Source organism: Streptomyces sp. A3M-1-3, from assembly GCF_024213665.1.
Taxonomy (GTDB): domain Bacteria; phylum Actinomycetota; class Actinomycetes; order Streptomycetales; family Streptomycetaceae; genus Streptomyces.
On record NZ_JANAVP010000004.1, the window covers coordinates 111,586 to 135,659 of the forward strand.

Annotated in this window: 19 protein-coding genes; 9 read left to right on the forward strand and 10 right to left on the reverse strand. The window is 70.2% G+C overall.

Translation table 11 applies throughout. The features are described 5' to 3' along the window. Nucleotides 1-127 precede the first annotated feature (127 nt). On the forward strand, nucleotides 128-1,243 hold the full coding sequence (locus NLX86_RS05910) for a M48 family metallopeptidase (protein WP_254370513.1): 1,116 nt from the start codon (nucleotides 128-130) through the stop codon (nucleotides 1,241-1,243). On the opposite strand, the gene NLX86_RS05915 is transcribed toward NLX86_RS05910, so the two are convergent. The 5 genes from NLX86_RS05915 to proB form a co-directional block, all read right to left on the reverse strand. After that, on the reverse strand, nucleotides 1,212-2,303 hold the full coding sequence (locus NLX86_RS05915; protein WP_254370514.1) for a hypothetical protein: 1,092 nt from the start codon (nucleotides 2,301-2,303) through the stop codon (nucleotides 1,212-1,214). The genes NLX86_RS05910 and NLX86_RS05915 overlap by 32 nt on opposite strands. A 59-nt stretch (nucleotides 2,304-2,362) precedes the next feature. After that, complete coding sequence (locus NLX86_RS05920) at nucleotides 2,363-2,956, reverse strand: hypothetical protein (RefSeq protein WP_254370515.1); 594 nt, start codon at nucleotides 2,954-2,956, stop codon at nucleotides 2,363-2,365. A 77-nt stretch (nucleotides 2,957-3,033) separates the two neighbouring features. Beyond that, a complete protein-coding gene (locus tag NLX86_RS05925; RefSeq protein WP_254370516.1) occupies nucleotides 3,034-4,317 on the reverse strand; it encodes a glutamate-5-semialdehyde dehydrogenase in 1,284 nt (427 codons plus the stop codon). A 266-nt stretch (nucleotides 4,318-4,583) separates the two neighbouring features. Next, complete coding sequence (locus NLX86_RS05930) at nucleotides 4,584-5,084, reverse strand: hypothetical protein (RefSeq protein WP_374213837.1); 501 nt, start codon at nucleotides 5,082-5,084, stop codon at nucleotides 4,584-4,586. Between the two features lie 159 nt (nucleotides 5,085-5,243). Next, the gene (gene proB, locus NLX86_RS05935) at nucleotides 5,244-6,350 is read right to left on the reverse strand and encodes a glutamate 5-kinase (RefSeq protein ID WP_254370517.1); all 1,107 of its coding nucleotides are present in this window, start codon (nucleotides 6,348-6,350) and stop codon (nucleotides 5,244-5,246) included. A 290-nt stretch (nucleotides 6,351-6,640) separates the two neighbouring features. Between proB and NLX86_RS05940 the strand changes: the two genes are divergently transcribed. Next, nucleotides 6,641-8,674, forward strand: coding sequence for a CDP-glycerol glycerophosphotransferase family protein (locus NLX86_RS05940; RefSeq protein WP_254370518.1), 2,034 nt, complete (start codon nucleotides 6,641-6,643; stop codon nucleotides 8,672-8,674). Between the two features lie 78 nt (nucleotides 8,675-8,752). Here NLX86_RS05940 and NLX86_RS05945 read toward each other — a convergent pair whose 3' ends face one another. The 5 genes from NLX86_RS05945 to rplU all read right to left on the reverse strand — a co-directional run bounded on the left by NLX86_RS05945 (nucleotide 8,753) and on the right by rplU (nucleotide 15,031). Beyond that, a complete protein-coding gene (locus NLX86_RS05945) occupies nucleotides 8,753-10,864 on the reverse strand; it encodes a hypothetical protein (protein WP_254370519.1) in 2,112 nt (703 codons plus the stop codon). Nucleotides 10,865-10,915: 51 nt separating this feature from the next. Beyond that, nucleotides 10,916-12,415, reverse strand: a complete 1,500-nt coding sequence (locus tag NLX86_RS05950; RefSeq protein WP_254370520.1) for a bifunctional cytidylyltransferase/SDR family oxidoreductase — start codon at nucleotides 12,413-12,415, stop codon at nucleotides 10,916-10,918. A gap of 457 nt (nucleotides 12,416-12,872) precedes the next feature. Continuing rightward, nucleotides 12,873-14,309, reverse strand: a complete 1,437-nt coding sequence (gene obgE, locus NLX86_RS05955; RefSeq protein WP_254370521.1) for a GTPase ObgE — start codon at nucleotides 14,307-14,309, stop codon at nucleotides 12,873-12,875. A 129-nt stretch (nucleotides 14,310-14,438) separates the two neighbouring features. Beyond that, nucleotides 14,439-14,696 carry a 50S ribosomal protein L27 gene (rpmA, locus tag NLX86_RS05960; RefSeq protein ID WP_254370522.1) on the reverse strand — a complete coding sequence of 86 codons (258 nt, stop codon included), beginning with the start codon at nucleotides 14,694-14,696 and terminating at the stop codon, nucleotides 14,439-14,441. Between the two features lie 14 nt (nucleotides 14,697-14,710). After that, nucleotides 14,711-15,031 (reverse strand): 50S ribosomal protein L21, encoded by a 321-nt coding sequence (rplU, locus tag NLX86_RS05965; RefSeq protein ID WP_030013082.1) that lies wholly within the window; start codon nucleotides 15,029-15,031, stop codon nucleotides 14,711-14,713. A gap of 291 nt (nucleotides 15,032-15,322) precedes the next feature. Here rplU and NLX86_RS05970 point away from each other — a divergent pair, with 291 nt between their 5' ends. The 7 genes from NLX86_RS05970 (at nucleotide 15,323) to wecB (ending at nucleotide 24,065) form a co-directional block, all read left to right on the forward strand. Continuing rightward, nucleotides 15,323-16,534 (forward strand): hypothetical protein, encoded by a 1,212-nt coding sequence (locus NLX86_RS05970; RefSeq protein WP_254370523.1) that lies wholly within the window; start codon nucleotides 15,323-15,325, stop codon nucleotides 16,532-16,534. Continuing rightward, a complete protein-coding gene (locus NLX86_RS05975; RefSeq protein WP_254370524.1) occupies nucleotides 16,428-16,877 on the forward strand; it encodes a hypothetical protein in 450 nt (149 codons plus the stop codon). Before NLX86_RS05970 ends, NLX86_RS05975 begins: the two co-directional genes overlap by 107 nt. 65 nt (nucleotides 16,878-16,942) lie before the next feature. Continuing rightward, nucleotides 16,943-17,539 (forward strand): acyltransferase, encoded by a 597-nt coding sequence (locus NLX86_RS05980; RefSeq protein WP_254370525.1) that lies wholly within the window; start codon nucleotides 16,943-16,945, stop codon nucleotides 17,537-17,539. A 455-nt stretch (nucleotides 17,540-17,994) separates the two neighbouring features. Then, on the forward strand, nucleotides 17,995-19,227 hold the full coding sequence (locus tag NLX86_RS05985; RefSeq protein WP_254370526.1) for a N,N-dimethylformamidase beta subunit family domain-containing protein: 1,233 nt from the start codon (nucleotides 17,995-17,997) through the stop codon (nucleotides 19,225-19,227). Between the two features lie 136 nt (nucleotides 19,228-19,363). Then, entirely contained in the window at nucleotides 19,364-20,665 is a 1,302-nt protein-coding gene (locus NLX86_RS05990) for a glycosyltransferase (RefSeq protein WP_254370527.1), read from the forward strand. Further along, a complete protein-coding gene (locus tag NLX86_RS05995) occupies nucleotides 20,662-22,971 on the forward strand; it encodes a glycosyltransferase (protein WP_254370528.1) in 2,310 nt (769 codons plus the stop codon). Before NLX86_RS05990 ends, NLX86_RS05995 begins: the two co-directional genes overlap by 4 nt. Continuing rightward, on the forward strand, nucleotides 22,968-24,065 hold the full coding sequence (gene wecB, locus NLX86_RS06000) for a non-hydrolyzing UDP-N-acetylglucosamine 2-epimerase (protein WP_254370529.1): 1,098 nt from the start codon (nucleotides 22,968-22,970) through the stop codon (nucleotides 24,063-24,065). Before NLX86_RS05995 ends, wecB begins: the two co-directional genes overlap by 4 nt. Nucleotides 24,066-24,074 lie beyond the last annotated feature (9 nt).

A 24,074-nucleotide genomic window follows, 5' to 3' on the forward strand; every position in this document is an offset into this window, starting at 1 on the left:
AGGACCTATCGGGAGTCGGGAGTCGGAGCGGAGTCTTCGCGCACATCGTATGCGTGCGCTCCGGGCACGCTCACGCCGACTCAGTCGTTGTCGGGTTATCCGCGCAGCAGACAGGGGGACACATCCCATGACAGACAGCAGTCACGACAACGTGCCGAGCCGCAATCGCCGACGGTTCACCGGCATCTCCTCACGCGCGTACGAACACCCCGCGGACCGCTCTGCCCTGGTGGCCCTGCGTAGGCTCACCGGGTTCGACACGGTCTTCAAGACACTCAGTGGACTGCTGCCGGAGCGGAGTCTGAGACTGCTCTTCCTCTCCGACTCGGTCCGGGTGAGCGACGCGCAGTTCGCCCACCTCAACACCATGCTGCAGGACGCCTGTTACATCCTGGACCTGGAGAAGGTCCCCCCGATGTACGTCACGCAGAACCCCCAGCCGAACGCCATGTGCATCGGGCTCGACGAGCCGATCATCGTGGTCACCACGGGTCTGGTGGAGCTGCTCGACGAGGAGGAGATGCGCGCGGTCGTGGGCCATGAGGTGGGCCACGCCCTCTCCGGGCATTCGGTCTACCGCACGATTCTGCTGTTCCTCACCAACCTCGCCCTCAAGGTCGCCTGGATCCCGCTGGGCAATGTCGCGATCATGGCGATCGTCACCGCGCTGCGCGAGTGGTTCCGCAAGTCGGAGCTCTCGGCCGACCGGGCCGGGCTGCTGGTCGGCCAGGACCTCCAGGCGTCGATGCGCGGCCTGATGAAGATCGCCGGCGGCAACCATCTGCACGAGATGAACGTGGACGCGTTCCTGGCGCAGGCCGAGGAGTACGAGGCCGGGGGCGACCTGCGCGACTCCGTACTGAAGATCCTCAATGTGCTGCCGCGGACGCACCCCTTCACCACCGTGCGGGCCGCCGAGCTGAAGAAGTGGGCGGAGAGCCGCGACTACCAGCGAATCATGGACGGCCACTACCCGCGCCGGGACGAGGACCCGGAGACGTCCGTCTCCGACTCCTTCCGCCAGTCCGCCGCGCACTACGCGGACACGGTGCGCACCAGCAAGGACCCGCTGATGAAGCTGGTGGGCGACATCGCCGGGGGCGCCGGCGACCTGGGCGGCAAGCTGCGCGACCGGTTCACGGCCGCCGGCCGCAACGGCAGCGACACCGCCGACGGCCAGGGCGGGACCGGGGCATCCGGGGCTGCGGGAGCTACGGACGGGGACGGTCCGGGGTCGGCATAGCGTCGTCGGCCAGCGAGCCGCACAGCGCGGCCGTGGCCCGGCCGGTCGCATACGGATCCGTACCGGCCGGGCCCTCGGACGTCGCCTTCCGGCCCGGCAGCAGCGGCTGGAAGTGGCTGGAAGGATCGGGCGCGCATGCCTGCGGGCCGGCCTGTACGTACGACAGGTGCAGCTCGGCCCGGTGTGTCCGCAGGTCGTCCCGGTCGAAGCGCAGATGCAGCTCGCGCCGGACGGTGAACAGCGAGGCGCCGTCGGCCCGCCCCGGGCCGGCGCCGGCCTCCCACACGGCGTAGACGAAGGTGTGGTCGGTAACCACTTCGATCATGTCGGGGCCGGCCTCCGAGAAGCGCATGGTGCCCCGCACCCGCACCTCGGGATCGGCGAGCGCGATCTTCGCCGGGGCGAAGCGGACCAGCCAGCCGGTCGCCGCGTGCCTTCCGTCGTCGGCCGGGGAGTTGAGGCTGCGGTCGAACTGCGCCACCTGGTCCGGGTCGAGCAGGACCCGGACCGGCCGGTCCGTGCCGCCGCTGAGCACATCCGGGTCGAGGGAGGACTCCACGAGGTAGTCCTTGGCGGTGGACAGCGCGGTCGCCACCTGGCTGTCCGAGAAGTGCGCGGTGCGCCGCACGGCCGGCAGGGTGATGCCGGCCGCGCCGACCCGGAACTGCGCGGCCGGGCTGTGCGCGAAGAGGTCGGCGGGCGTGCCGCCAGGCACGGTCCCCTCGGGCGCGAGAGGGATCACGGTCATGCGGAGCGGTTCGGCCCGGTCGGCGGGCGGTGGCGCGTACGGGTGCCGCATGCCCATGTAGATCGCCATACCGAAGGCAAGCGCGATCACGAGGACCAGGGCCAGCGCCTGGGTGGGACCCCGCCTGCCCGCCCAGACGGGGCGGCTGCGGACCGCCGGGGCGTGGTCCGTGATGCGCTCCTGCGCCGAATACTCCTGAAGCCGGGCAGCACGTACGAACGACTCGTCGAAGACAACGGATCGGTATTCGTCCTCGCCGCCCGCCGGGACGCCCTCGGGTGTCCCCTCAGGTGGGTCTCCAGGCCCTGCCATACTTTCAGGGTAGGTCGGCGGGGGCCGGCGTAAACGCACTGCTTCACAGCAACTTGCTGTCAGGGCGTCCGTGGCTCCGCGGACACGGCGGGTGCGGCGGGTGCGGCGGGTGCGGAGTATTCCGCGGAGGCCGAGGGGTCGGTCGTGGCGGGCGGCGGGATCTGGTCCTGCCGGTTGGCGGCGGCGCCGCGGTATACGGCCGTGAAGGCCAGCGCGACCATTCCGATGCCCATCAGCAGGGCGAGTATCCAGGCCACCGGCCGGTGCCAGCGGGCCGGACCACGGTACGGGCGCAGGGCGCCGCCATGGCTGCCGTACGGGCCGTAGGCGTCGTCGTCCGGTCCCGTCGGGCAGTGTTCGTCGTCGGTGTACCGGCCGTAGCCGTACTCACCGGCGGCATCCGGCCCGTAGCCCTCGTCGCAGAGGTCCTCGTCGGCTGCGAGGCCGCGGGCCCTGGCCCGGGCCGCCTCGGCCTCGGCACGCGCCTGCGCGGCGGCCAGGAGCCGCTCGACGGCGGTCGGTTCGTGGACCTCGGCATTCCGCACGAAGTCCTCGTCGAACACCACGGAGGCGAAGTCGTCTTCCGCGCCCCCGCGGTCGTCGTCGGGCTCCCAGCCGTCCTGGAACGGCTTGCCCCCCACGTCGTCCGGCACGCGACCAGAGTAGACCTGGGGGCACGCTTTGGGCAGGGAGAGCGGCAATTCGCGTGCTCACCCTCCGGCGACGGTCGTCACCTTACGTGACCGTCGCCCGTGACGATGTACTTCGTCGAGGTCAGCTCGGGCAGGCCCATCGGACCGCGCGCGTGCAGCTTCTGCGTCGAGATGCCGATTTCGGCGCCGAAACCGAACTGGCCACCGTCCGTGAAACGCGTGGACGCGTTCACCGCGACCGTCGTGGAGTCGACCAACTGGGTGAACCGGCGGGCCGCGGCCTGCGAGCTGGTGACGATCGCCTCGGTGTGCCCGGACGTCCACTGCCGGATGTGGCCGACCGCCGCGTCCAGCGAGTCGACCACGGCGGCCGCGATGTCGTACGAGAGGTACTCGGTCTCCCAGTCCTCGGCGGTGGCGGGCACGACGGTGGCCTTGGAGCCCTCGCCGTACGCCAGCACCCGCTTGTCGCCGTGCACGGTCACCCCGGCCTCGGCGAGCGCGTCCAGGGCGCGCGGCAGGAACGTCCCGGCGATGTCCTGGTGGACGAGGAGCGTCTCGGCGGCGTTGCAGACGCTCGGCCGTTGCGCTTTGGAGTTGACCAGGATCTCCACGGCCATGTCGAGGTCGGCCTGCGCGTCCACGTACACATGGCAGTTCCCGGTGCCGGTCTCGATCACTGGGACGGTGGACTCCTCCACGACGGTACGGATCAGCGAGGCGCCGCCGCGCGGGATCAGAACGTCCACCAGGCCGCGGGCGCGCATCAGCTCACGCACCGAGTCGCGGCTCTCGCCCGGGACGAGCTGCACGGCGTCGGCCGGCAGCCCGGCCCCGGCGACGGCGTCGCGCAGCACCGTCATCAGGGCGGCGTTCGAGGAGTACGCCGAGGACGAACCGCGCAGCAGAACCGCGTTGCCCGACTTCAGGCAGAGGGCGGCGGCGTCGACGGTGACGTTGGGCCGGGCCTCGTAGATGATCCCGACCACGCCCAGCGGGACCCGCACCTGGCGCAGGTCGATGCCGTTGGGCAGGGTCGATCCGCGGACGACCTCACCGACCGGGTCGGGCAGGGCCACCACGTCCCGGACGTCGGCGGCGATCGCCCGGATCCGCTCCGGCGTCAGCGTCAGCCGGTCGATGACCGTCTCGCTGGTCCCGGCCTCGCGGGCGCGCGTCACGTCCACGGCGTTGGCCTCGACGATCTCGTCCGTCCGCGCCTCGAGCGCGTCGGCGATCGCCAGCAGCGCGGCGTCCTTGGCGGACCGCGGGAGTGGCGCGATCTCGGCGGACGCGGCGCGGGCCCGGTGAGCGGCCTGGATGACCGGGGACTGATCGTCGGCAGGAGTGAGCGAGGTCATGCTCGAAGAGTAATGCGGCCCGGACGCACGTCCGGCACGTATCCCACTCCCCGAGACGGGCGCGGGCAGGGCTGGGGCCCTTCGTTTGGATCAGGCCGGATCAGGGAGCGGGGTCTGGTGCCGTGCATCGCAAGGCGGAGGAAGGAGCCATGGCGGAGCCATGGCAACTGACGACAACGCGGCGAGGTGCGGTGCCAGACCCCGCGAGCCCGGCAAGATCCGAACGAAAGGTCCTAGGGCTCCCGGTCAGGCTGGGGCACTCCCGGTCAGAAGGGGTGGACCCCCACCGGTGCGGCCGGCGGCGGGCCGTAGCCCTCGGCGATGCGCTGGTGGTAGGTCTCGCGGTCGATGACCTCCAGGCCCACGATCTCCCACGGCGGCAGCTTCGCCGTGGACCGGTGCTCGCCCCACAGCCGCAGCGCCACCGCCGCGGCGTCGTGCAGGTCGCGCGCCTCTTCCCAGTAACGGATCTCCGCATGGTCGTTGGCGTACCTGCTGGTGAGCAGAAAGGGGTGGTCGTGAGCGAGCTGTTCCAGCCCGCGCCTGACCTCCTTCAGTGGTGTCTCCGCACCGGAGACGCTGAGCGTGATGTGCCACAGTCTGGACGCGTGGAGCTCCTTCCCACGGGAATCGGCCGGCTGTCGGCCTGCCTCGAAACTCGTCCCGGCTCCGACACTGGTCAGTGCACGCTCGTCCTCCCCCACAGCCCTGAAGGCGTGGGAGGTGCCCCCGTCCCGGGGCGTTGCCCCTGGGCGCGCTCGTCTCACCGGCGGCCTCCTGTTGAACGCTCATTGCTGTTCTGCGGCTGTTCTGCGTGTTCTGCCCCGCAACAAAGTTGACCAGCCCGCGGCCCGGCGCGTGGCGGTTTTGCCGAAGCTCTCCGTGTGAAGGCAGGACTTTCGGCCGTTTCGGGGAATTCCGGGGTGTCAGGGCTGCAGAAGTACCAGATCGTCGCGGTGTACGACCTCGCGTTCGTACTCAGGACCGAGTTCACGCGCCAGCTCCCGCGTCGACCGGCCGATCAGCTGCGGGATCTCCTTGGCGTCGAAGTTGACCAGCCCACGGGCGACGGCCCGTCCCGTGGTGTCTCGCAGTTCGACCGGGTCGCCCGCCACGAACTCGCCCTCCACCGCAGCGATCCCGGCGGGCAGCAGCGAGGTGCGGCGCTCCACGACCGCGCGGACCGCCCCGTCGTCCAGCGTGAGATGCCCCTGCGGGGTGGAGGCGTGCGCGAGCCACAGCAGACGGTCGGCGGAGCGCCGGCCGGTGCGGTGGAAGTACGTACCGGTGGCGCGGCCGGCGAGCGCGTCCGCGGCCCGGACGGCGGAGGTGAGGACCACCGGGATTCCCGCGGCGGCGGCGATCCGGGCCGCCTCGACCTTGGTGACCATGCCGCCGGTGCCGACCCCGGCCTTGCCCGCGCTGCCGATGGTGACGTGCTCGATGTCCTCGGGGCCGCGCACCTCGTCGATCCTGGACGTGCCGGGGATGCTCGGGTCTCCGTCGTACAGCCCGTCGACGTCGGAGAGCAGCACCAGCAGGTCGGCCCGGACCAGATGGGCGACGAGGGCCGCCAGCCGGTCGTTGTCGCCGAAGCGGATCTCGTCGGTGGCGACGGTGTCGTTCTCGTTCACGACCGGCAGGGCGCCCATGTCCAGCAGCTGGTCCAGCGTCCGGTAGGCGTTGCGGTAGTGCGCGCGGCGGCTGGTGTCGTCGGTGGTCAGCAGCACCTGGCCGACGCGTACGCCGTACCGCGCGAAGGAGGCCGTGTAGCGGGCCACGAGCAACCCCTGCCCGACGCTGGCCGCCGCCTGCTGCCGGGCCAGGTCCTTGGGCCGGCGGCGCAGGCCGAGGGGGGCGAGACCGGCGGCGATGGCTCCGCTGGAGACGAGCACGATCTCCTTCTCGCCGCCGCTGCGCGCCTTGGCCAGTACGTCGACGAGGGCGTCCACCCGGTCGGCGTCGAGTCCGCCGGAGGCCGTGGTGAGGGAGGACGAACCGACCTTGACCACGATCCTGCGGGCGTTCGTCACGCCCTGCCTTGCCGCTGACACGTAGGTCCCCAATTTGCTCGCCCGGCTGTCCCCGCTGTTGCCGGCAAATCTACGCGAGCCGCCGCGGGCCCCGCCTGCGCATTCCGCCCCGTGGACGGCTGCGGGGGCGCGCGGCCCGGGCCGCGTACGGAGACCCGTACAGCTGCGTACGGAACTGCGGACTCGGTCCCTTTCGCGTGAATGTCGCGGGGCGGCCATTTCCGGTGCCAGGTACCTGACGTTTACCAGCGAGTCCCCTCCGCGTAACCGGCTGCTTGGAGCCCCCGGCCTTGAACCCCGTACAACTCCTTGCCCCTGCCGTCCTTGCGGCATCCTTCGCCCTGCAGGTCGTGGGAGCTCTCACCCCCAACGCTCCGCTGCTCGTCGCCTCGACGCTGACCGGCCTGGCCGCCGATCTCGCGCTGCACCGCTGGCAGCGCGAGCTGGTCAACCTGTTCGCCCGGCTCCGCGCCGATGTCACGGTCCGTCAAGTGCTCCGGGACTTCCTCCTGGTATCCGGCCTGCTGAGCACCGGGGAGCAGCACCGGGGCGCGGCCTCGCTGCCGCTGGTTTTCGGCCTGCTCGCGTGCTACCTCCTGCATTTCGCCTGCCTGGGCGCCGCGGCGCTGGTCCGGCGCAGCCGCACCCTCCCCGTCGTCACCCGCAACATCGACGCCTCCGCGCTGCGGCTGATCCCCGCTCCCCCGGCGCTGCTGCTGCGCCGGCCGGGGCCGCGGATGCTGTGGTTCTGCCTGCCGTCCACGGCGGGACTGCTGCTGGCGGCCACGGCGGGGGTGCCGCACTTCGGAGCCGCCGGGATCGCGGTCTCGCTGGGGCTGGCGCTGACGGCGCTGGCCGAGCTGCTGGCGCATCTGCTGCCGGGCCGCCGCGCGGCGGGCGAGGCGGAGGTGCTGGCCTGGTTCGACCGGTGGCTGGAGGACTACCGCCCCACGGTCGGCATGTACTTCTCCGGCGGCGCCACTTCCGCGTACCAGGCGAACATGTGGCTCGGCCCGCTGGCCGGCCTGGGCGGCCGCCCGGTGATCGTGCTGCGCGAGCGCTTCATGGTGCAGAAGATCGCCGCGACGGACATCCCGATCGTGTGCATCCCCAGGGTGGCGCATCTGATGCGCCTGGAGCACTCCACCCTGAAGGTCCTGATCCATCCCGCGAACTCCGGCAGGACCTCACAGGTACTGCGCATCCCCACGATCAAGCACGCCTTCGTCAACCACGGCGAGAGTGACAAGCTCTCCAGCTGCAATCCGTACGCGAAGGCGTACGACGAGGTGTGGGTGGCCGGGCCCGCCGCGCGCGAGCGGTACGCGCAGGCCGACGTCGGTATCGACGACAAGGACGTGGTCGAGATCGGCCGCCCGCAGCTGGCCGCGATCAGCCCCTACGCGGGCCCGCCCGCCGGCGGCCGGATCACCGTGCTGTACGCCCCCACCTGGGAGGGCTGGACGGAGGACCCCGGCAACACGTCGGTGATCCTGGCCGGCGAGAACCTGGTGCGCGCCCTGCTCGCGGACCCTGGCGTACGGCTGCTCTACAAGCCGCACCCGATGACCGGCTCGGTGGACAAGCGCGCCGCGGCCGCTGACGCGCGTATCCGCGAACTCGTCCGCGAGGCGAACGGACGGCGCGCCGGTTCGCGTACGCCGTCGAAGGCGGCCGCCGCCGAACTCACCCGGCTCGCTTCGGCGTTGGACGCGCTCAGCGACGCCTCGTTCCACGACGACTCGGACGCCGCGGAGCGGATGAGGCTCCAGGGCGTCCCCGTCGCGGACAACGCATTGGCGGTGGAACGGGCCACCGAGGCGTGGGAGTCGGCCTTCTGGGCGTCCGCGCCCGCAGGGGAGCATCAGGTGATCACAGGGCCGCAGCCGAGCCTTTACTCCTGTTTCAACCAGGCGGACCTGCTGATCAGCGATGTGTCGAGCGTCGTCTCCGATTATCTGGCGAGCGAGAAGCCGTATGCGGTGGCCAACACCAGCGGGCTGCCGGAGGCGGAGTTCAGGGCGGCCTTCCCGACCGTACGCGCGGCGACGATCCTGCCGCCCGACGCCGCGGGTACGGCCGCGCTGCTGGCGTCGGTACGCGATCCCGCGCAGGACGGACTCCGGTCGGCCCGCGCCGAGTTGAAGGAGTACCTGCTCGGCCCGGCGCAGGCCGCCCCGGCGGTCCGTTTCCGCCGGGCGGCCCTCGCGCTCAGCGCCAGCGCGACGACCCACCGGGCGCGGATGGCTCAGCGCGGCGAGGCGTTGATCCCCGCGCAGCAGACGGACCGGGCGGACGCGGCGAGTCCTTCCGTACGGTCGTGAGCCGCGACAGGCTCGGCGGCAGGCGCACCGGGGTACGCGAGGACCCCACTGCCCGGCAGCGGGGTCCTCGGCTTCGGATCAGGCTTCGGCTTCGGTCTTGGACCGGCCGGCCGACGGCCGGGACGTCCCGCGCGAGCGCTGCGCTGGTATCCCGCCCGGCTCGGACTGCCGCTGATCCAGCCGCCGGTTGCGGGCCTCGGCCCGGTCGGCCAGCGAGCGTACGGCGGCGTTGAACCGTTCGATGGAGGTCGGCTCGTCCGGACCGAGCAGGTACGCCTTCAGCTCGCGCCGCGCGGCGGCCGGCCTGTCGGCGCCGGCGTCGAAGACCGCGGCAAGCAACTCGTCCGTCTCCTCGGCGCTGTTGGAGAGGATGACCGCAGCGCGCACAGCGGTGTTCTGCCGCTTGAACTCCTCGGCGCCCACCTGCGCGGAGTCCGTGACCGCGTACGGCTTGCCGCTCGCGATGAAGTCCGACACCACGCTGGAGATGTCGGAGACCATGCCGTCCGATTCGTTGAAACAGTCGTACAGGCGCGGCTCGTTGCCGGTGATGACCCGGTGCTCCCACCAGCCGAACGACCGCCAGTACGCGGCGTTCCAGGCGTCCCGCAGCTCGGCCACCTCGGCCTCGCGCACCGGGTCCGCCAGCGTGTCGCGCGAGGTCTCCGCCTCGTCGCTGCCCGGCCTGGCCCGGCCGCTCATCTCCCCCAGTTCGGCCTCGATCCGGACCAGTTCGGCTCTGGCGGCCGCCTGGTCCGCCTGCAGCTGCGCCGCCTGGGCCTGCCAGCGCGGGTCGACGGCACGCTCCAGCGCGGCCTTCTCCACCATGGACTTGATCCGCAGGTGCGCGGCCTTGGCCTTGGCGCTGCGGGTGCCGGTGAACGGGTGCGGCTTGTAGAGGACCCGGACCGGGGTCTCGGCGTTCAGCAGCCGCCGCACGATGTTCTCGCCGGCCAGGATCAGGGAGGTGTTGCCCGGGTTGTCGTCCCAGCCCTCCCAGGTGGGGGCGTACAGCACGGTCGGGACGGGGTTCTTGGGCTCGCCCGTCCACGGCTTTATGGGCGCCAGCTGCGGGCGTCCGACCTCGACGATGTCCTCGTCGCGGATTCCGACGTCGGCGAGCGCGTACCGGTCGCGGCCTGCGCAGCCCGCGGTCCACACCTCGTCGTACACTTTGCTGAACGGGTTGATGCTGGCGATCTTGTCGCTGTCGCCGTGGCCGATGAAGACGTGCTTCATGTGCGGCATGCGCAGCAGGTGGATGTTCTTGCCGACGTTGGCGGGATACAGCGCCACGCGTACCGACGACAGGTCCATCTGCATCACGTGCACGCTGCCGGGCACACAGATCACCGGGACCGCGGTCGAGTGGAGCTGGGCGATCAGGTTCGCCTCGCGTACGACGATCAGCGGCCGGCCCTCGACCTTGGCCATGGTGTCGAGCCACATGTTGACCTGGTACGCCGCTTCCTTGGCGCCGGAGAAGTACAGCATCGTCGTCGGCTGGTAGTCGCGCAGCCAGTCGTCCAGTGCCCTGAGTACGACGGGAGCCGGAGGAACGATCCGGCACTTTCGCAGATGCGGAACGAGCGCGAGCGTGTAGAGCGCGGCGAGGACCACGGTGACGCCCATGCCGAGGTAGCCGATGAGGTCCACACCGGCCGCGACCGCGACCAGGATGCCGAAGACCGCCGGTATGTCGAGGTGGAGCATCTTCTCGGAGGACCGGTTCATCAACAGGTAGGGCGGGGAGTCGGGGATTCCCAGCGGCGTCAGGTCGATGTTGCGCGTGGCGATCGGCATGCTGCGGCGCAGCCGGATGAGCGTGGCCAGCGCGCCGTGCGGTGCCTGGACGGCGAAGAGGATCAGGAAGCACGCCACCGTGGCGTAGAAGAGCGGGTCCTCCGCCTGGTCCATCCGGGCCAGCAGCAGGATCAGCATCAGCTGGCGCAGCAGGAACCGCATCGGCAGCCCGGCTCGCACCTTGGCGAGTCGGTTGAGCAGGTAGCTGCCGCGCCGGCTCAGATACCGGTCCGCGGCGTACGTCACTACGGCGGCCACCGCGAAGAACCAGAGGTTGGGAATCAGCGCGGCGAGCATGAGGCAGGGGAAGCCCAGCCCGAGGAGGGCTGCGGCGACCAGCTCGGAGACGCTGCCCACGCGGGCCAGACGGATGGCGGTCGAAATCAAGAGCCTGCTCCTGCCGGTTGTTACTGTCGGACGGGGATCGTGAAGACGGATTTACACATCCTCTTGCCGGTCGAGAACCGACGCGAGCGCCTGTTCGAAACCGGTGGCTTCGGAAGCCTCCCGCGTCGGGTCCTGCTGCCGTACGTCGACGACATGGCCGGTGAGGTCGGAGAGCAGCACATCCAGGGACGTCCTGGCGACCGCTTCGGAGGAGAGCAGGGAACCGGCGGGCTCGGCGCCGAATGCCTTGGTGCGCATGGGAGTTGCGGTGCGCTCGGGGTTCACGCAGTTGACCCGGATCCCGTCGCCCGCCCACTCGTCCGAGAGCGCCTGGGTGAGGTTCACCATGGCGGCCTTGGTCGAGGAGTAGAGGCTGTACTCGGCGCGTCCGCGCGTATAACTGCTGGACGTGTAGAGAAGCAACTGGCCCTTTGTTTCGGCCAGGTATTTGTAGGATGCACGGGCAATGTGGACCGGGGCCAGATAATTGACCTTCAGTGCTTCCTCGATGGTTGCGTTGTCGGTCTCTGCCAGCTTTCCTATACGCAGGACGCCCGCTGTGTTGATGACGTAATCGATACGCCCGGTCTCGGCGTACGCCTGCGCCAGCGCGTCGTCCACGTGCTCCGGGTTCTCGACATGGGTGCCGGTGGTGGAACGGCCCAGCGCGAAGACCCTGGCGCCGTACTGCTCCGCCAGCTCGGCGATGTCCGCGCCGATGCCGTACGAGCCGCCGAACACGACCAGCGTGCGGCCGGCCAGCAGCTCCCGGTAGGCGGTCTCGTCGGCCTGGCGCGGGGCGGCGGAGGAGGCCAGCTGGAAGAGCTTGTCCGCAATGAACACGTCGACCGGCTGGGTCACCTTCATGTTGTACTCGTCGCCCGCGACGACGTAGATCGGCACGTCCGGCAGGTACTTCAGTACGACCGAACAGTCGTCCGTCGCCTGGAAGTTTGGGTCGCCGGCCGCGACTTCGTAGGCCCGGCGGATCGTGGAGAGCTTGAAGGCCTGCGGGGTCTGGCCGCGGCGCAGCCGGGAGCGGTCCGGCACGTCGGCGATGAACTCGCCGTCCTCGCCGTGGGTGCGGGTCACGATGATCGTGTCCGCGGACGGGATGGCGACGTCGACGGCCTGGTAGCGCTCGAGGGCGTCGACACAGTCCTGGATCACTCGCTGTGACAGAAGCGGACGCACAGCGTCATGGAAGAGGACGTTGCGGTCCTCGCCCTCGGCGAGCCCCTCGCCGAGGGCGGCGATGGCGCGCTCGGTGGTCTCGTTCCGGGTCGAGCCACCCTCGATGATCCGGGTCACCTTGGTCAGGCCGGCCCGCGCGACGATCCGCTCCACTTCGGGCACGAACCCCGGAGCCATCAGCACGATCACGTCGTCGATGGACTCGGCCTGCTCGAAGCTCGCCAGCGTGTGCTCGATGACAGCCTTCCCGGCGATCTTGAGCAGCTGCTTGGGTATCGCGAGCCCGACACGCTGACCGGTACCACCGGCGAGCACGACCGCTGTGGTGCGGGGCTTGGCTTCGTGCGGCACAGACACAGACGACCTCTACGTTGCGTTGACTGGGGGACGGGGGGATCGTCGCACTCAGCGTGACGGTCCCGCAAGGCGGACGTCCACCGCCCCACACCCCCGCGAAACCCTCTGTTCACCGTGTGGCCAGGGAACTTGGAGGGGCACGGAGAGACTCCGTCGGTGACCGATCCCACAGACGCCGAAGCGCGCCCGAGCGGTACGCCGGCCACCTGCAACCCCAGTGGTAGAGCGGGCCTTGGCCTGCTGCGGCGGCGTTCCGGAGGGCTCGCGGACGGCCCCGCGCAGCAGGCCCCACGACCTCTTGCCGCACCGGCCGGGAGCAGCGCGGAGGTACGGCGCGGTCCTGTCGACTACGCCGGGCGAGAACCGGCCGATCTTCACCGGCTTCTCACCCGGCGTGTACCGGAGTCACAGGTTCCACACCGCTCCCACCCTCACCGGGCGGACTTTGACGACACCCTTAGAACGGGTCGAAGTCGTCGAATTCGCGCTGCGCCTCGTCGCGCTCCGCGTCCCGGTCCCGCCGGCGCTGCGCGGCGGGCCGCGGGGCCTCCAGACGGTGGTCCTCGCCGCGTCGGCCGAGCATCTCGGCGCCGGCCATCATCGTCGGCTCCCAGTCGAAGACGACCGCGTTGTCCTCGGCACCGATGGCCACACCGTCGCCCGCCCGGGCACCGGCCTTCATCAGGGCTTCCTCGACGCCGAGGCGGTTGAGGCGGTCGGCGAGGTAGCCGACGGCCTCGTCGTTGTTGAAGTCGGTCTGGCGGACCCAGCGCTCGGGCTTCTCGCCCCGGACGCGGTAGAGACCGTCCTCCTCCTGCGTGACCGTGAAGCCCGCGTCGTCCACGGCCTTCGGGCGGATGACGATCCGGGTCGCCTCCTCCTTCGGCTTGGCGGCGCGCGCCTCGGCGACGATGCCGGCCAGCGCGAAGGAGAACTCCTTCAGGCCGGTCCTGGCGACCGCGGACACCTCGAAGACCTGGTAGCCGCGTTCCTCCAGGTCCGGGCGGATCATGTCCGCGAGGTCCTGGCCGTCCGGGATGTCGATCTTGTTGAGTACGACGATCCGGGGCCGGTCGTCGAGTCCGCCGTACTGCTTCAGCTCCTCCTCGATCACATCGAGGTCGGTGACCGGGTCGCGGTCGGACTCGAGGGTGGCCGTGTCCAGTACGTGTACGAGGACCGAGCAGCGCTCGACGTGCCGCAGGAACTCCAGGCCCAGGCCCTTGCCCTGGCTGGCGCCCGGGATCAGACCGGGTACGTCGGCGATCGTGTAGACGGTCGAGCCGGCGGTGACGACGCCCAGGTTCGGCACCAGGGTGGTGAAGGGATAGTCCGCGATCTTCGGCTTGGCGGCGGACAGTACCGAGATCAGCGAGGACTTGCCCGCGCTCGGGTATCCGACCAGAGCGACGTCGGCGACGGTCTTGAGCTCCAGGACGACGTCCCGGGCCTCACCCGGCTCGCCCAGCAGCGCGAAGCCGGGGGCTTTGCGGCGGGCGGAGGCGAGGGCCGCGTTGCCGAGGCCGCCGCGGCCGCCCTGGCCCGCGACGAAGGTGGTGCCCTGGCCGACCAGGTCGGCCAGTACGTTGCCGTGCTGGTCCAGCACGACGGTGCCGTCGGGGACCGGCAGGACCAGGTCCTGGCCGTCCTTGCCGGAACGGTTGTCGCCGGCGCCGGGCTGGCCGTTGGTGGCCTTGCGGTGCGGGCTGTGGTGGTAGTCCAGCAGCGTGGTGACGGACTGGTCGACGACCAGGGTCACGTCTCCGCCGCGCCCGCCGTTGCCCCCGTCGGGGCCGCCGAGCGGCTTGAACTTCTCACGGTGTACGGAGGCGCAGCCGTGGCCTCCGTTACCCGCGCCGACATGCAGTTCGACGCGGTCCACGAAGGTGGTCATGGGTGTGCCTCCATTACGTACGGAAATGTCTCACTCAGTAACACGCCGAGGGCGGACCCGCTTCCCCGGTCACCGGGAAAGCTGCGATCCGCCCTCGGAAGGTGCTGTGCCGTTCTACGAACGCCGAGTTCAGCCGGCGATCGGAACGATGTTCACGACCTTGCGGCCACGGTGCGTACCGAACTGCACCGCACCGGGCAGCAGCGCGAACAGCGTGTCGTCGCCGCCACGGCCGACGCCCGTGCCCGGGTGGAAGTGGGTGCCGCGCTGGCGGACCAGGATCTCACCGGCGTTGACGGCCTGGCCGCCGAAGCGCTTGACGCCGAGCCGCTGAGCGTTGGAATCGCGCCCGTTCCGGGTGGACGATGCGCCCTTCTTGTGTGCCATCTCTCCTCAGTCCCTTACTTCGCAGCCGCGGGAATACCGGTGACCTTGATCGCCGTGTACTGCTGACGGTGACCCTGGCGACGGCGGTAGCCGGTCTTGTTCTTGTAGCGAAGGATGTCGATCTTCGCGCCCTTGTGGTGGTCCACGACCTCGGCCGTGACCTTGATCCCGGCCAGCACCCACGGGTCGCTGGTTACGGCCTCGCCGTCGACAACGAGCAGGGTCGAGAGCTCGACCGTGTCGCCAACCTTGGCAGTGGAAATCTTGTCAACCTCAACGATGTCGCCGACAGCAACCTTGTGCTGGCGACCACCGCTGCGCACGATGGCGTACACGCGGAACTCACTCTCGCTCGGAACCGGAACCCCTGATGCCAGCCGCTCGCACAGGACAGAGCCTGCGACGATCCGGAGTGGATGAGCGGCCTCTCCCGGCGGGCCGGGAGGGAGTTGCTCAGAGGTGTGACGCATAGGGAAACACGCCGAGGGTCAAGGCTACGGGCCCCCGCGCGGGGGGTCAAACCGGGTCCCCGTGATCCCGCGGCTGCCGGATGCCTCCGGACACTTGCCGTCGCGCCGCTAGACTGCTTACGGTCCGTGTTCCCGCCTCGATCGTGGAGCTGACCGGTGCCCCTACCCCGAATATCCGACGAACGACTCGCCACCGTCGCCCGCTGGGCGAGCGACCGGCAGGCGCGTTCGGAACGGTCCTCCGCCATGGAATGGCTTCTGGGCCTCTCGGGTCGGCACATCCAGGATGCCCGTCTCAAGGCCGACGTGCTCGTCGCGGCCGCCGAGGCCCAACTGACCCGCGGCCGCGCGCCACGCCACCTGACCGACGCCTGTGCGGCCGAGCTGGCTTGCGCCGACGCGCTCTACCGCGAGGGTGCGACGACGGCCGCGACCCGGTCGCTGTCCAAGGCCCTGCTGCTGGCGTTCCACCGCGTCGCGCAGGTGGACCGGCTGACCTCGCCGCTGTCGGACGCTCCGCGCGAGTTCACCGCATTCCTGCGCGACAGCGCCACCGCCCGTGCGGTCGCCGCACCCCGGGGCCGCAGCGCTCCGGCCGCTCCGCGCCCCGCCGGTCGCGCTTTGCGGCTGCTCGTCGTGACGCACGCCAATGCCAACTTCCTCCGCCTGATCACCGAGCGCTACGAGCAGCATCCCGATGTCGAGCTGCGGTATCTGGACCTCGCCTCGGACCCTGTCCTGGCACCGCTCGCCAAGGGCCTCCAGCGGATGACGGAGCTGCCGCTGGGCAGCCGGGCGGCGTACGGCGCCGAGGTCGAGGCCGCGCTGCGCCCGTATCTGGACTGGGCCGACACGGCCTTCGTCGAGTGGTGCGCCGGCGCCGCCGCGTTTCTGACGCTGGTCGACCCCGGCACCACCCGGGTCGTGCTCCGGCTCCACAGGTACGAGACGTTCACGTACTGGCCCCACGTCATGGACTTCTCCCGGGTGGACGACCTGATCTTCATCTCGGAGCACATGCGCGAGCTGACCACCACCGTGCTGCCCCGGCTGCTGGAGGCCGACGCGCCCCGGCTGCACACCATGGACAACGCCGTGGATCTCGGGCGCTTCGCACGGCCGAAGCAGGCGGCTGCCCGCTTCACCGTCGGCCTGGTGGGCATCGGGCAGATCGCCAAGGACCCGCGCTGGGCCCTGGAGGTACTGCGGCGGCTGCGCGCCCAGGACGAGCGCTACCGCCTGGTGGATGGTCGGCGGCGGTATGAACCCGGAGTCCAGCGAGGCGGCCAGGGCGTACCACGCCGAGCTGGAGCGGGAGGTCGTCGCCCTCGAGGAATCCGGTGCGGTCAGCCGGCTCGGCCCGAGTGACGACGTGCCCGGCGTGCTGACCGGCATCGGGGTGATCCTCAGCAGTTCCGTACGGGAGGGCTGCCACGTCGGGCTGATGGAGGGCGCGGCCGCCGGCGCCGTTCCCGTGGTCCGGGACTGGCCGTTCGTGGCCGGGCGCCCGAACAGCGCGCGCACGCTCTTCCCCGGCGACTGGGTCGTCGCCACCCCGCAGGAGGCGGCGGAGCGCATCCTCGCCGTCACGGCCTCTGAGGAACGGTGGCTCAAGGAGGGCAGCCTGGCCTCCGAGCACGCGCTGCCCCAGTGGGACTGGCCGGTGGTGCGCCAGACGTACGACCGACTGCTGCTCGGCGACGGCGGCTGATGTCCGGGCGCCCGGCGGCGGGCCGTATGCTCGCTCGTCGAGGATGACGTAGGAAAGGTTCGACAGTGAGCTACAGGATTCAGCCCACCGCTCAGGTTCACGAGAGCGCGGAACTCGGTGACGGAACCTCCGTGTGGGAACTCGCGCAGATCCGCGAGAACGCCCGGCTCGGCGAGGGCTGTGTCATCGGCCGCGGCGCGTACGTCGGTACGGGCGTGCAGATCGGCAACAACGTCAAGCTGCAGAACTACGCCCTGGTGTACGAGCCCGCCGAGCTGGCCGACGGTGTCTTCGTCGGACCGGCCGTGGTCCTCACCAATGACCACAACCCGCGCTCCGTCGACCCCGACGGCAAGCAGAAGCGCGGCGGCGACTGGGAGGCCGTCGGCGTCAAGGTCGCCGAGGGCGCCTCGCTGGGCGCGCGTTCCGTGTGCGTGGCCCCGGTCCGTATCGGCCGCTGGTCCATGGTCGCCGCCGGCGCCGTGGTGACGAAGGACGTCCCGGACTTCGGGCTGGTCGTCGGCGTCCCGGCCCGCCGTATCGGCTGGGTCGGCCGCGCCGGTGTCCGGCTGGTCGAGCGCGAGGGGGAGCCCGGTGTCTGGGTGTGCCCGCAGACGGACACGGTGTACGACGAGAAGGACGGCGCTCTGACGGAGCGCTAACCCCGCAAAGTCCCGCAAGACGGGCGAACGGCCGGACCTCCGAGGTCCGGCCGTTCGCCTGTCTGCGCGGAATCGGGAACCCAAAGGCGCGTTATGCCCTCTTCCGGCCCGAAAGATCGCGCGGGGGGCCGTGCGAGCAGGATCCTGACGGATCGTCAGGCCGAAGCAGAGGTAGTCCATATGCCAACCCTGTCCCGTCGAAGAGCCATCGGAGTGCTGGGCCTCGTCGGCGTCGCGGCGCACTCGCTGCGGGACAACGCCGTCGGCGAAGTCCCGGCGGTCCGTCCCGTCGTCCGGGAGGAGAACGCGCAACCGGGCTCCCGCGCCTGGGAGATGGGCCACGAGGGCACGCGCAAGGCGCAGGACACCGAGGGGCAGATCCAGGGCTACGCGTCGGCGACGTCCGTCTCTCCCGGCGACACGCTCGACTTCCACGTCTCCGTTTCCACGTCTCCGTGCGCCACGCCCAGGACTTCACCGTCGCGGTCTTCCGGCTGGGGCACTACGGGGGCGAAGGCGCGCGGCAGCTCACCACCAGCCCGCCGCTCGCCGGCACACCGCGGCCGGTCCCCGCCGCCGCGCCGGAGACCGGCACCACAGCCTGCGACTGGCCCGTCTCCTGGTCGCTCGACATCCCCGCCGACTGGGTGTCCGGGATATTCCTGGCGGTCTTCACCGCCGCGGACGGCCACCGCAGTTACACGCCCTTCGTCGTACGGGACACCTCGCGCCCCTCGGACCTGCTCGTCGTGCTGCCGTTCACCACGTACCAGGCGTACAACATGTGGCCGGAGGACGGCCGTACCGGCAAGAACCTCTACCGCGGCCAGCTGGACGGCAAGGTCGGCGGATTCGACGAGCGCGCGGTCGAGGTCTCCTTCGACCGCCCGTACGCGCAGGCGGGCCTCCCCCGCTGGTTCAACCTGGACACCACGCTCGCCGGCTGGGTGGAGCAGGGCGGGTACGACGTGACGTACGCCACCAGCGTCGACCTCCACGAAGGCCGGATCGACCCGTCGCGGCATCGCGCGATCATCTTCCCCGGACATGACGAGTACTGGTCGCGGGCCATGCGCAACGTCGCGGAGGACGCGGTGAAGGAAGGCACCCATCTCGCCTTCCTCGCCGCCAACAACATCTACTTCCACATACGCCTGGAGCCGGCCGCCGACGGCCGCGCCAACCGCATCGTCGCCTGCTACAAGTCGGATGCCGACCTGGGCCGGGACATCAACGGCCAGACCGGCAGGTGGCGGGATCTCGGCCGCTTCGGCCGGGCCGCGGAACAGGGCCTGCTCGGCGTGCAGTACAACGGCATACTCAGTCCGCCCGCGCCGCTCGTGGTCCGCTCGCCCGGCCACTGGTTCTGGGCCGGGACCGGACTGCGCGACGGTGACGAGATACCAGGACTCGTCGCGGTCGAGGCGGACGGCTACGACCCCGAATACCCGCTGCCCTCCCGTGTGACGCGCACGCTGCTCTCGGAGTCCCCTTACATGGACCGGAAAGGCCGCGGCCGGCGCGTCCAGAACTCCGGCCTGTACGAGACGGAGCAGGGCGCCCTGGTCTTCGCCGCGGGCACCTTCCACTGGCCGCTCGCTCTGGGCGCACCGGGGCACACCGACAAACGTGTTCAGACCGCCACGCGAAATCTTCTCACCCATATGCTCCGCGACACCGGACGATAGAACGGATTTCGCGCCCATGGCTGGGATTCTGGCGGGCACCGGGCAGGTACGGCTCCTGTAGAATGGCCCGCGCCACATCACGACGAAGGGTTTCATCGCCACTATGTCGCTCGGATCTCGGGGACGCCGCCCACGCGTGCTTTACCTCGCGTACTATTTTCCGCCCAGTCGCGCCAGCGGTGTATTCAGAGCTCGGGCCACCGCGAATCACCTCGCCGAGGCGGGATGGGACGTAACCGTCTACACCGCACCACGCGAGTTCTTCGAGAAGTATCTGAAGAACGCGTGCGACCCCTCCCTCGAAGAGACGATCGACCCGCGCGTGACCGTTGAGCGACCGGCGATGTCCTATTATCACTGGGAGAAGGACGTCCGGCAATTCGGAAAGCTTCGCAGGAACTTTCCGACCCTCGCCGCCACGATGTACAACCTCTTCCAGAGCAAAGTATTTCCCGAGCACTACCTGACCTGGATTCCCCAGGTCGTCAAGCGCGCTCTGAAGGCACATCGCAAGAATCGCTTCGACCTGATCGTCGCCACCGGTAACCCCTTCGCGTCCTTCGCCGCGGCTCAGTTCCTGGGGAAGCGGCTGGGGATTCCGTACGCGGTCGACTACCGGGACTCCTGGACGTTCAACCAGTTCACGGAGAAACTCAAGTTTCCCGAGTCCAGCAAGGCCTTCCAGTGGGAGGCCAAGGTCCTGCGTGACGCGGCCGAAATCGTGTTCGTCAACGACGGCATGCGGCAGTGGCACATCGACCGCTATCCGTACGCGCGCGACAAGATGACGGTGGTGCCGAACGGCTGGGAGCCCGAACTCTTCGGGGACCAGGAATTCGTACCGCCGGTCAAGGACCGACCCCTGCGCTTCGGTTACCTCGGCACGGTGACGTCGTACCTTCCGCTCGAGGAACTCTTCGACGGATGGCGCCTGGCGCGTCAGCATCCGCTGCTCCAGGACGCCGAACTGGCCATACACGGTCACCTCGGTTTCTTCCCGCACGACGCGGCGCCGCTGCTCGAACGCCTGCCTCTCGAAGAGGACATCGGCGTGAGTTACGCGGGCGCCTTCGACAAGGCGTCCGCCAAGTCGGTGTACAACGAAACCGATGCACTGGTGTTCTGCGTCCCCGGCGCCCGCTATGTGACGTCGGGCAAGGTGTTCGAGTACATGGCCTCCGGAAAGCCGATCGTGTCGGTGCACCGGCCGGACATCGCGGCCGTCGATGTACTGACCGACTATCCGCTGTGGTTCGCCGGCAGCGAGCTGACCGCCGAGCATGTGGCCAAGTCGTTCATCGCGGCGGCGGAAGCGGCCCACGACCTCGACCGCGATCAGTACCAGCGGGCCGTCGAGCACGCCCACCATTACACCCGGGAGGCCACTCTCGGCCCGTGGGAACAGCGACTTCGCAGCCTGGTGGAGGAGGCCCGGTGAATACCCCGAACACTCACGTCCTGTATCTCGCACTCGGCGAGTACCGGGTCGCGGCCACCCAGGCACACGTTAAGTCGCTGGCCGATTCCGGACGGCGGGTCGTCCTGGTCATTCCGGACAACGACCTGTGGTCGCAGGCACCGGACCTTCCGGACGTCGAGATCGTGCGGCTGAAGCCCGGCAAGCGCGGATCCGTCCACAAGGCCGCCCGGAAACTCCTCGCGGACAAGGCCGGCCCGCTCGCCGCGGCCGATCTCCTTGTCGCGGGCGACGCGCATGCGCTGCCCGTCGCCTGGGCCGCACTGCGCAAGCGCCCCGGTCTGCCGCTGCGCCTCGAGCCGTACGAGACCGACGGACGGCTGACCGAGCCCGCCGGTCTCGCGGTGCTCACCCCCTGGTACCCCTCGCCCAACAACCCGTTCGCCGGCGCGTTCGTCCGGTCGTCCACCGAGGCGGTCCACGGGCGTTTCGAACGCGTGTCGATCCTGCACACCGAGGACTGGGCGGGCAAGGCCGGCCCGGCCCTGCGGGACGCGATCATGGCCACCGCGGACCGGCTGGTCGGCGCGCCCGAACTCGTGCCCGTACTCGACACCGACGAAGGCGTCCTGACCAGGGTGCCGGTTCCGCTGATCGCCCGCGGCCAGTACGCCGACTGGGTCACCGCCCAGGAGCGGATGCTCCGCAAGGCCCTGCCGACCGGGTATATCGAGGCCCCGGTCATACACGCTCACACCGCCATCTACGGCGGCGTACTGGCGATGCGGCTCAGCAGGCCCGGTGCCCGGATCGTGGTGACCGAGCACGCCACCTTCCTCGACAAGATCTTCAAGCAGCCGGCCGCACGCGAGCTGTACGAGCAGGTCGTCGACCGCGCGGACGAATTCCTGTGCGTCGGCAGCGAGCTGCGCTCGAAGATCATCGCCGAGTTCCCGCGCTTCCGGGACAAGATCCGGATCGTCCCCAACGTCGTGAACTTCGAGCAGTTCACCGCCGGGCCCCAGCGGTCTGCCAACCTGCTCCGGTGGCTCTACCTCGGCCGTCTGATCGAGCACAAGGGCGTACGGACCCTTCTCGAAGCCTTCGCGGAGGTCGCCGAGAGGGAGCCCGAGGCCACCCTGACGATGGTCGGCTCCGGAAAGCTGGAGGAGGCGCTGCGCGCCCGGGGCGAGGAACTCGGTCTGGGAGAGCGGTTCCGGATCCTCCCGCCGGTACCCCCCGAGGACGTCAACGCGCTGATGCACCAGCACGATCTGCTGGTGCACGCGAGCCACTACGAGACGTTCGGCATGACGATCGTCGAGGCCATCGCCGCCGGGCTGCCCGTGCTGGTCACCCGCAGCTGCGGTCCGGAGGAGACGCTGGACGGCATCGAGCACCTGGCCGGCGCTCTGGTGGACGTCAGCGACGACCCCCGGGTGCTCTCCGGCGCGTACTGGCAACTGCGCGACCGGGTGGGTGAGCTGGATCTGCCGGGTGCCCGTGCGGCCCTGCTGGCCCGCTACTGCCGCGACGTGGTCGGCGACCGGCTCATGGAGCTGTACGAGGACCGGGCCCCGGCCGTCGCCCCCGCCGTCGCTCCGGCAGTCGCCCTCGCCGAGCCCGCCGGGAAGCCGGAGCAGACGCCGGCAGCACCGGTCAGCAGCGCGGAAGTCCCGGCGTCCGCCGAGGAGTCCGGTGCCTATACGGCCGGCCACGTGCCCGGCCGGGTGGTGCTGCTCGCCCTCACCCCGGCCCGGCCGCGCCGGGTCTCCGACTTCGCGAACTTCCTGGCCGCCCGGGGGGTCGCCGTCGACCTGGTGACGGCCAGACAAGGGGTCTGGGCACAGACCGGGCTCGACCCGAGCGTACGGATCATCAGCATCGAGACGGCGGAGCGGTATCTGCGCATCCCGCGCGGGGAGCGTTTCCTGGTCTACCGCGCGCCCCGCGGGGTGCTGACCCGCGCCGCCCGGGTGGCGACCCGTCCCCGCGGCACGATCGCGCCGGAGCTCGCGGTGGCGGCGGCGAGCCGGGGTCACAAGCGGCTGGCCGACGCCTTCCACAAGCGGGTCTTCCAGCGCGGCTACAAGGTGCTCCGGCCCACGATCCTGTCCCGTATCGCCAAGCGCGACGCGCTCCCGCAGTTGCGGCTCGACCAGACGGACCATGTGTTCGTCTGCGACGTGAACTCGACGACGGCAGGCTGGCGGATCGCCCGGGCCTATCCGCACCTGCCGGTGACCAACAGCATGGACACCGAGCTGTTCGCGCACCTGCCCGTGGTTGACCAGGATTCAGCTCCGGAAGCGGCAGGCGAACGGTGAAGGTCATCAGTATCGTCGGGGCACGCCCTCAGTTGGTGAAGCTAGCTCCCGTGGCAGCCGCCTTCGCGCAGACTGCCCATCGGCACCTGATCGTGCACACGGGCCAGCACTACGACGCGGATCTCTCGGACGTCTTCTTCTCAGGGCTGGGGATCCCTGATCCGGACATTCACCTCGGGGCCGGGTCGGGCAGTCACGGGGTCCAGACCGGTGCGGTGCTCTCCGCTCTGGACCCGGTGCTGTCCGCAGAGCGGCCGGACTGGGTACTCGTCTACGGCGACACCAATTCGACGTTGGCCGGTGCACTGTCCGCGGTGAAACAGCACCTGCCTGTCGCCCATCTCGAGGCCGGACTACGCTCGTTCAACCGTCGCATGCCGGAGGAGCACAACCGCGTGCTCACCGATCACTGTGCCGACCTGCTGCTGGCGCCCACCGAGGAGGCGATGCGGCACCTGGCCAACGAGGGTCTCGCACACCGGTCCGAGCTCGCCGGTGACGTGATGGTCGACATCTGTCTGAAGGTCCGGGACGCGGTCCTCGCCGACGCGGGGCCGCTGCCGTCGCTTCCCGACGGGATCGATCCAGCGCAGCCGTTCCTGCTGGCGACCCTGCATCGGCCCGACAACACCGACGACCCGGCCCGGCTGTCTGCCATCCTCGCGACGCTGGCACGACTCCCTGTCCCGGTAGCTCTCCTGGCCCACCCGCGTCTCGTCGCGCGCGCCGAGCAGCACGGCATCAAGCTGGAGCAGGGGGCGGTGCGCGTCGGCACGCCGCTCCCCTACGCCGGACTCATAGCGGCCGTACTCGCCTCCTCCGGAGTGGTCACCGACTCCGGTGGCCTGCAGAAAGAGGCCTTCCTCCTCGGCCGGGCCTGCACCACCGTGCGCCCGGAGACGGAGTGGATCGAGACGCTAGAAGACGGCTGGAACGCCTTGGTCCCCAGCCCGCAGGACTTGACTCCCACCGAATGGGCCACGATCGCCACCCGCCCGGCCCCCGCTGCCGCACGTGCCACCCCGTACGGAGACGGCCGGGCCGCTCAACGGGTCGTCCAGCTGATGGAACGAGCCGGCGGTCTTCAGCCGTAAGAAAGCGGA